Raw genomic sequence first — 8757 nt, 5'->3', positions numbered from 1 at the left:
GGCGACCGCGGTCGCCCCCGAGGGCCGCATCTCGCCCTACGACCTCGGCATCTGGAACGACACGCAGGTCGAGGCGTTCCGCCGGATCACCCGCTTCCTCACCGGCCAGGGCACCGTGCCGGCGATCCAGCTCGCCCATGCCGGGCGCAAGGCCTCCACCGACCAGCCCTGGAAGGGCGGGGCGCCGCTCGGCCCGGACGCGTACGGCTGGCGGCCGCTCGCCCCGAGCGCGGTCCCCTTCGACGAGCGGCACCCGGTCCCGGCCGAACTGACGGCCGAGGAGATCCGCGCGATCGTCGGGCAGTTCGCCGACGCGGCCCGCCGCGCCCTCGCCGCCGGGTTCGAGATCGCCGAGATCCACGGCGCCCACGGCTATCTGATCCACGAGTTCCTGTCCCCGCACTCCAATCACCGCACCGACGCCTACGGCGGCTCGTACGAGAACCGCACCCGGTTCGCCCTGGAGGTCGTCGACGCCGTCCGGGAGGTGTGGCCGGACGACAAGCCGCTGTTCTTCCGCGTCTCGGCGACCGACTGGCTGGAGGAGGGCGGCTGGACCCCCGACGACACGGTCCGCTTCGCCCGTGACCTCCAGGCACACGGCATCGACCTGCTCGACGTCTCCACCGGCGGCAACGCCGCCGCCGTCCGCATCCCCACCGGCCCGGGCTACCAGGTGCCCTTCGCCGCGCGCGTGAAGGCCGAGACCACCCTGCCGGTCGCGGCCGTGGGTCTGATCACCGACGCCGAGCAGGCCGAGAAGATCCTGTCCAACGGGGAGGCGGACGCCGTCCTGCTCGGCCGGGAACTGCTGCGCAACCCGTCCTGGGCCCGGCACGCGGCGCGGGAGCTGGGCGGCGAGGTGCGGGTGCCGGACCAGTACCACCGGTCCGTCTGAGCCACCACGGCACACGCCCCGGGGCGCCGCCCGCCGCTCCGGGCGGGCGGCGCCCCGGGCTCAGGCTCCCGCCGGCTCCACGACCCGGCCCTCCACCGCGGCCGGCTTCGGCGGGGCGTCCTCGGTACCGCGCGAGCCGGCCGCACGGGCCACCCGCAGCACCGTCCGCTCCAGGTCCGGCAGCACCCTCTGTCCCGCCACCGCCAGGGTGATCGCCATCGCGACACCCGCCCAGGCGAGGGGGCCGAGCGGGGTGCAGCCGACCAGACGGCTGGCGACGGGGGTCTGGACGAGGGCCACCAGGGCGGCGGCCGAGCCCAGCGCGGTGACCTGGACCAGAGGACTGTCGCGGCGGTCCAGCAGGGTCTGCGCGAGCTGGGTGCCGACCACCGCGCACAGGGCCATCGTCGTCGTACGGCGGGCCGTGCCCGGGGTGAACCGGCCGAACAGCCAGGCCGCGACCGCGCCCAGGCACGTGGTCAGCGCCCGGTGCCGGATCTGCCGCATCAGCGGCGCGCCCAGCAGCGAGGTGCCCAGCGGCCCGGTCGACGCCGTCTCGGCCGGGTCCCGCTGCGGGGTGACCGCGACGGCCATCGCCGGGAACAGGTCGGTGAACAGGTTCACCAGCAGCATCTGACGGGTCGACAGCGGCGCCGCGCCCGCGAGCAGGGTGCCCAGGATGCCGAAGCCGACCTCGCCCGCGTTGCCGCCGATCAGGATGGCTACGGAGTCGGCGACGCTGTGCCACAGGGCACGGCCCTCGCCGACCGCCTCCACGAGGACGGTCAGGTCGTCGCCGGTGAGCACCAGGTCGGCGGCGTTGCGGGCAGCCGCGGAACCGCGGGCGCTGATGCCCACGCCGATGTCGGCGGCGCGGATGGCGGCGGCGTCGTTGGCTCCGTCGCCCACCATCCCGACCACCCGGCCGGCGTCCCGCAGCGCCTCGACGACCTGGAGCTTCTGCTCGGGCGCCACCCGGGCCACCACGTCCGCGTCGCGCAGCATCCGGGAGCGCTCGCCGCGGTCCGCGGCGGCCAGGTCGTCGCCGGTGACGACGGCGGTGTCCTCCGGCCAGCCCAGGTCGAGGGCGATCGCCCGCGCGGTCTGCGGGTGGTCGCCGGTCAGCATCACCGGCCGGACGCCCGCCGCGCGCAGCCCGCGCACCAGCACGTCGGACGTCTCGCGGGCCACGTCCGCCAGCGCGAGCAGTCCGACGAACTCCAGGTCGTGCGGCTGCTCGTCGCAGACCTCGGCGTCGTCCTCGGCGTCGGCCAGGCGGCGCCGGGCGACCGCGAGCACCCGCAGGCCGTCGGCGGCCAGCGCGTGCGCGGTCTCCTCCGCGTGCTCGGGCAGTTCGCGGCAGGCGGGCAGCACGACCTCCGGGGCGCCCTTGATCTCGAACACCCGCACGCCGTCCGCCGCGTGACCCACCGCGCCCGCGTAGCCGCGCCCCGCCTCGAACGGCCGGGCCTCGGTCTGCGTCCACTCCGGGTCGTCCCGGCCGGCCGCGTCCAGCACGGCCTCGTCGGTGGCGTGCACCACCTTCTCGCCGCCGTTGAGCTGCGGGCAGGCCCGTACGGCTATCCGCAGCACCCGGGAGTCGCGGGCCTCGTCGAGGGCGCGGACCGTGCTGTCCGCCTCCGCGACCCGGACCAGGCGGAGTCTGTTCTCGGTGAGGGTGCCGGTCTTGTCGAAGCAGATGGTGTCCATCCGGCCCAGCGCCTCCAGGGCGCGCGGGGTGCGCACCAGGACGCCGCGCCGGCTCAGCCGCCGCGCCGCCGCCAGCTGGCCCACGGTCGCCACCAGCGGCAGCCCCTCGGGCACGGCGGCCACCGCCACCGCCACTCCGCCGCTGACCGCCTCGCGGATCGGCGTGCCGCGCAGCAGGGAGAGGCCGGTGACCGCGGCGCCGCCCGCCATGGTGAGGGGCAGGGCCTGGCGGGTGAGTTCCTGGAGCCGGGCCTGGACTCCCCCGGCGGGCGGGGTACGGGCGGCGAGGTGGACCGCCCGGGAGGCCTCCGTGCGGTCGCCGGTCTCCACGACGACGGCCCGGGCGTGCCCGGCGACCACCGTGGTGCCCTCGAACACCATGCAGCGGCGGTCCGCGACGGCGGCGCTCGGGGTCGGCTCCACCTGCTTGTCGACCGGCAGCGACTCGCCGGTCAGCGCCGACTCGTCGACCTCCAGGCCGTCCTCCCACAGCAGCCGGGCGTCGGCGGGCACCACGTCGTCGGCGTTCAGCTCGATCACGTCGCCCGGCACCAGGCGGGCCGCGTCGACGGTGCGCGGGCCCCTCCGCCGCCGGTCGCGCCGGGGCTGCGGGGCTCCGGACTCGCCGTCGGCCGTCACCCGGGCCTTCTGCTTCTGCTCGGCGACCAGTCCGGACAGCGCTCGTTCGGCCCGCAGCCGTTGCAGGCCTCCGACGAGGGCGTTGAGGTCGAGCGCGCCGACGACCAGCAGGGCGTCGGCGACGGAGCCGAGTATGGCCGACGCGGCCGAACCGACCGCCAGTACCGGGGTGAGCGGGTCGTCGAGCTCGTTGCGTACGGCCCGGGCGAGCTGGAACGACCAGCGGGCGGGAGCCATGCCCGGCAGCCGCGTGACCGTGCCGGCGGCCTCGCGCACCCGGTCCACCGCCTGCTCGAAGGCGGTCTCCTCGGCCTCGACCCGGTCGGCCAGCCGGGCCTGGACGGAGCGCGGGTCCAGGGCGTGCCAGGCCACCCTCGGGCGGGGATGCGGGGCCCGCGCGAATGCCACGCCGACGGCCGCGCGCACCCCGCCGAGCAGGGCCACCGCGGCGCCCACGTCGACGGGCGCGTGCCGCAGTCCGGGCAGCAGCGGGTTGCTCTGGCGCCGGGACTCGCCCACGGCCACCAGCAGTCCGGACAGCGCTGCACCCGAGCGGGCGAGGGTCTGCGAGCGGCGTCCGACCTTGCGGGCGGCGGGCACCGCGGCCAGCAGCCGCCACACGTCGGGCAGGCCGTGGTGGGTGAGGACGTCCGCTCCCCAGGCGACGGCCGCGTCGCGGTCGGCGAGTGCGACGGCCAGGTCTCCGGCGAACAGGGCCTCCAGTACGTCGGTGTCGTCGGCTGAGGCGGGCCGGGCCACGGTGATCACACAGCCGTCGTCCTGGCGCAGCCGGCCCACCGCCTCGGCGGGCGGCCGGCCGGCGGGCACGATGTGGTCGGCGAGGCCGATGAAGTCGGTGAGGGCGGGGTCGTCGCCGACCACCACCCGCAGTCCCGCGCGGCGCGCCGCGTCGAGCACCGGCTCGGCCCACGGGTCGGCGTCGCCGTCCGGGGTGCGCAGCGCACTGGGGTGCAGGAAGACCGTCCCGGCCGTCTCCAGGCGGCGCAGCCGCTGCTGGTCGCGGACCAGCACGCCGGTGCGGGCCAGGGCGCAGCTGAGGGCGGCGTGGAAGGCGGCGGGCCCGTAGCGGGCGGCCTTGGGGGAACCGGCGAGCACCGCTTCGGCGGCCTCGCCGGCGCTGTGCTTGACCAGCAGGGTCGCGAGGGCGCCGACGAGGGCGCCGGACTCGGCGTGGACGGCGTACTCCTGGGCCGGGGTGCGGCGCAGCGGCGGGCGCGGGAACCGGTCCATGGCCACACCGTCCCGGTGCGGCACGCACAGCCGGTCGTGGACGGCGTCGAAGGCGGCGCCCCGCGCCAGGGTCTCCGCCAGCCCGCAGGTCCGCAGCGAGCCGTCGAGCAGCAGGGCGACCGGGTTCTGGCCGGCGCCGTGCACGACCGCGTTGACGCCGGCCAGCACCAGGTCGGCGCGGGAGTCGCCGAGCCGTCCGCGCAGCCAGGAGCGGAACCGGGGGTGTTCGCGCAGCAGGGTGTTGCCCGCCGAGACGAACTTGGGCGTGGGCGGCAGCCGCAGCGCGGAGGCGGCGAACGCGCCCCCGATGCCGAGCGCGTCGACGCCCAGCGCCAGCAAGGCGGTGCGCACCCCGGCCGGGTCGCCGGGATGGGCGAACTCCTCCACCGACTCGTCGTCGGGGGTCAGTCCGTGCCGTTCGGCGAGGTCGGCCGCCTTCTCCAGGACCGTGTCGGCGACGGCGGCCTCGGTCGCGGCCACCACCAGGCGGGACAGCCCGCCGTCCCAGTACGCGTACGCCACGTCGGGCCGCTCGGCGAGCGCGGCGGCCACCCGCCGGGCGGCGTGGGCCGTCCCGCCCGTCTCGTGCGCCCGTTCCGGCGCGGTGGTCCTGAGCGCCAGGTGCGCCCGCCGCCCGGATCGCCAGTGCTGCCTCTGCCCGGGCAGCACGGCAGCCCGTGCGACCCGCGCGACCCGCACGGCGGAGTCCGCGCCGCGCACTCCGGCCCGTGCCGTCCCGGCCGCCGCGCCCGCGGCCATGCCCACGGCGGGCGCGGTCCCGCGCGCCAGCAGCCGCGGCCCGGCCAGCAGGGCACCGGACACGGCCGTCACCGGCCCCGTCAGCAACCCCATCGCACACCTCAGCTCGTGCTCAGCCTGCTCGATTCATGGTCGGTCGTTGTCGGTTTGTCTTGGGTTCGTGGTCGGTTCGTGGTCCGATTCGCGGTCACCCGCGGTCGGTTCGCGGGCCACGGAGTACCGGGGTCACGATCAGCTCTCGCTCGGTTGCCTCCCTGCGCCGCCCATCGCCGCGGTGCGCCGCCGGGCCGCGGTGCGCCGGTGGGCGGTCGCCGCCTTGATGGTCGTCGTGCCCGTCCCGTGCACCGTCTTCGTGCGGGCGGCCGTCGTCCGGTGGCCCGACGCCGTCGTCCCGCCGGTCTCCGTGTCGGGGCCGCCGGGCACCTGGGTACGGCCGCCGGACGCCGTCGCGGAAGCGCCGGAGGAGGAGCCCGTGCCGGACCGCGTCGCCATGGACGCCGCAGGGCCCCCGGAGGCCGCCGCGCGCGAAGCCGCGCTCGTGGTCGCCCTGGCCGCCGCGCCGTCACCGGCCCGCGCCGTTTTCATGCCGCTGTCCTGCCCGGATCGCTGTTCCTGCCGCTGCCCGGGCTTCGGCTGGGTCAGCCAGGCCACGGCCGCTCCGGCGACCGCCACGGGCCACTCGACGACACCCGCGACGCCGAGCAGCCCGGCTCCCGTGTAGACCGCGATACGGCGCCCGCGCGGCGACACCGCCCCGACCGTGTCGAGGGTGCCCTCGGCGGCCTTGCTCACCATGCCCGCGCCGGGCATCCGGCGCAGTGCCGAACCGGTGACGCGCACCGGTCCCGTCAGAACGGAGGACGGCTTCAGCCGTGTCATGACTCCCCGCCTCCCTCGGATGGGGTTCGTGCATGGCCCGAGTTCCCGGGAAACACCCAGTCACCCGTGGGGAGCAAGGCAAACACGGGTGGCCGGAGGGATCTCCTCCGGCCACCGTGCGAGCCCGTCGGTCAGGCGGTCGTGCAAGCGGTCCCGTTGAGCGTGAAGGCGCCGGGTGCCGCGCTGTTGCCGCCGTGGCCGGCCTGGTAGCCGATGGTGACCGTGGCGTTCGGCGCCAGGGTGGCGTTGTACGCGGCGTTCGTCGCCGTCACCGCCCCGGCGGCCGGGGCGTACGTGGCGCCCCATCCGTTGGTGATGGCCTGGCCCGCGGGGAGGGTGAAGCCCAGGCGCCAGCCGTTGATCGCCGTCGTACCGGTGTTGGTGATCGTCACGGAGGCGGTGAGCCCGGTGCTCCAGGCGCTCGTGGTCGCGGTCACCTTGCAGCCGGACGGCTGCGGCTGCGGGCCGGGCCCCTGGCCGTCGAGGCCGAAGAAGGTGAGCACGCGCGCGCCCATGGTGCCGTAGGCGTACAGGTTGTGCCCGACGCCCTGGAGGCTGATCGCCTCCACGGGGGCTCGGTCACCGGTGCCGCCGTAGCGGGTGCGGGTCCAGCCGGTGGCGGGGGTGTCGGTGGACGCCGGGGTCTGACCGGCGCCCAGGACGTTCGTCCACTGCTTGATCTCCTCGCCGAAGTTGGGGTAGCGCAGCACGTCGTCCTCCGTGCCGTGCCACAGCTGCATCCGGGGCCGTGGGCCGGTGTAGCCGGGGTAGGCGCCGCGGACCAGGTCGCCCCACTGCTGCGGGGTGCGGGTCACGGTGCCGTTCGCGCAGGCGCTGTTCCACTCGGAGCCGTCGGTGGTGGCGAAGCAGCCGAAGGGCACCCCCGCGAAGGCGGCGCCGGCGGCGAACACGTCCGGGTAGACGCCCAGCAGGACGTTGGTCATCATCGCGCCGGAGGAGATGCCGGTGGCGAAGACCCGCTTCGGGTCGGCGTCGTAGGTGGCGAGAACCCAGTCGACCATCGACTTGATGCCGACCGGGTCGCTGCCGCCGCCGCGGCGCAGGGCCTGCGGCGAGGAGACGTCGAAGCACTTGCTGGACCGGGTGACCGACGGGTAGACGACGATGAAGCCGTGGCGGTCGGCGAGCGAGGCGTACTCGGTTCCGTTGTACATCGCCGGTCCGGAGCCGGTGCAGTAGTGGACGGCCACCAGGACCGCCGGGTTCGGGGTGACGTTCTCCGGGACGTACAGGTACATCTGGAGATTGCTGGGGTTGCTGCCGAAGCCGGTGACCTCGGTCAGGGTGGCGTAGGGCACGTCGGCGGCGGCGTCGGTGCGGGCGGCGGCCGGTGGTGCGGCGAGCAGCAGCGCGGCGAGCAGCGGCACGAGCGCTCCGTAGAGCGCGACGAGCGCTGTGCGCAGGGGCCTTCTCCTCGCGGTGGTGCCGGCGGTGGCGGACACGTGGTCGTCCCTTCCTGTTCGCGGCTCGGGGTCGTTCGGTGCGGGGAGCACCAGCGGCGCGGCAGCGCCGTGGAAGCGCTCCCACACCGTCACACGGGAGCCGCCGCGCCAGCGTTCACCTGAATCCCGTTCACGTCGGGACTGGCCGAATCCGTTCTGCGCGAGGCGTTGACCAGAAAGCGCTTGCCCTCTACGGTCCGTTCAACAGCGTGACCAACTGACGCCACCTGAGCAACGGAAGGTCACGTTTCCCGCACTTGCCGTACAAGCAAACGAACATTGTTCATGTAGGCGAACAGCACTTGGACACCCCCGCCCCCCACAGAAGGAATCGGGACATGGCATCTGCGACATCCGTCCGCGCCAGGCGGCACACCCTGACCGGAGCACTGGCCACGCTCGGCGTTTCGGTTGGCATGATCATGACCACCGGCGCCCCGTCGGCGAGCGCCGCCACCTGGCCGACTCCCACCAGCAGCCAGCCGGTGAGCGCCACCATCACCCTGAACGCCTCCAAGGACTACGGGATGCAGCGGCTGTACGGCAGCGGCGCCCTCGGCGGAGGCGACCAGTCCGAGGACCAGCAGCCGATCCTCAAGCTGGCCGACGGCGTCACGCTGAAGAACGTCGTCATCGGCGCACCCGGCGCCGACGGCATCCACTGCATGGGCAGCTGCACCCTCCAGAACGTCTGGTGGGAGGACGTCGGCGAGGACGCCGCCACCTTCCGCGGCGGCACCGGCGCGACCTACCACGTGATCGGCGGCGGCGCCAAGAAGGCGGCCGACAAGGTCTTCCAGCACAACGGCGGCGGCACGCTGAACATCTCCAACTTCGCCGTGCAGGAGTTCAAGACCCTGTACAGGTCCTGCGGCGACTGCTCCACGCAGTACACCCGCAAGGTCAACCTCAACACCATCGAGGTGACCGGCACCGGCACCACCGCGCGGCTCGTCGGCATCAACGTCAACCGCAACGACGTGGCGACGCTGCGGAACATCACCATCTACAACGACGCGAGCCGGAAGGTCGTCCCCTGCCAGAAGTACAACAACAACACGGCGGTGGGCGTCGGCCCGGACAGCACCAACTGCCTCTACTCCACCTCGGACATCACCTACCGCTAGACACCCGCGGGCGGTGAACCCCCGGCCGTAC

5 protein-coding genes are annotated in these 8757 nt (G+C 75.0%); 2 read left to right on the top strand and 3 right to left on the bottom strand.

What is annotated here, in order from left to right; all coding sequences use genetic code 11:
- On the top strand, positions 1–898 hold an 898-nt coding region (locus tag CCN42_RS05220; protein ID WP_086733285.1), incomplete at its 5' end, for an NADH:flavin oxidoreductase/NADH oxidase.
- A 60-nt stretch (positions 899–958) separates the two neighbouring features.
- On the opposite strand, the gene CCN42_RS05215 is transcribed toward CCN42_RS05220, so the two are convergent.
- From CCN42_RS05215 to CCN42_RS05205, 3 genes are all read right to left on the bottom strand, one after another.
- Positions 959–5350 carry a cation-translocating P-type ATPase gene (locus tag CCN42_RS05215; protein WP_086733284.1) on the bottom strand — a complete coding sequence of 1464 codons (4392 nt, stop codon included), beginning with the start codon at positions 5348–5350 and terminating at the stop codon, positions 959–961.
- A 138-nt stretch (positions 5351–5488) separates the two neighbouring features.
- Positions 5489–6136: a hypothetical protein gene (locus CCN42_RS44180; protein WP_245877156.1), complete on the bottom strand. Its 648-nt coding sequence runs from the start codon at positions 6134–6136 to the stop codon at positions 5489–5491.
- Positions 6137–6267: 131 nt separating this feature from the next.
- Positions 6268–7599, bottom strand: a complete 1332-nt coding sequence (locus tag CCN42_RS05205; protein ID WP_086733283.1) for an extracellular catalytic domain type 1 short-chain-length polyhydroxyalkanoate depolymerase — start codon at positions 7597–7599, stop codon at positions 6268–6270.
- A 338-nt stretch (positions 7600–7937) separates the two neighbouring features.
- Here CCN42_RS05205 and CCN42_RS05200 point away from each other — a divergent pair, with 338 nt between their 5' ends.
- Complete coding sequence (locus tag CCN42_RS05200; protein ID WP_086733282.1) at positions 7938–8726, top strand: pectate lyase; 789 nt, start codon at positions 7938–7940, stop codon at positions 8724–8726.
- Positions 8727–8757 lie beyond the last annotated feature (31 nt).

Source organism: Streptomyces glaucescens, from assembly GCF_002154375.1.
GTDB classification, from domain to species: Bacteria; Actinomycetota; Actinomycetes; order Streptomycetales; family Streptomycetaceae; genus Streptomyces; species Streptomyces glaucescens.
This window is presented reverse-complemented; position numbering and strand designations above follow the sequence as displayed.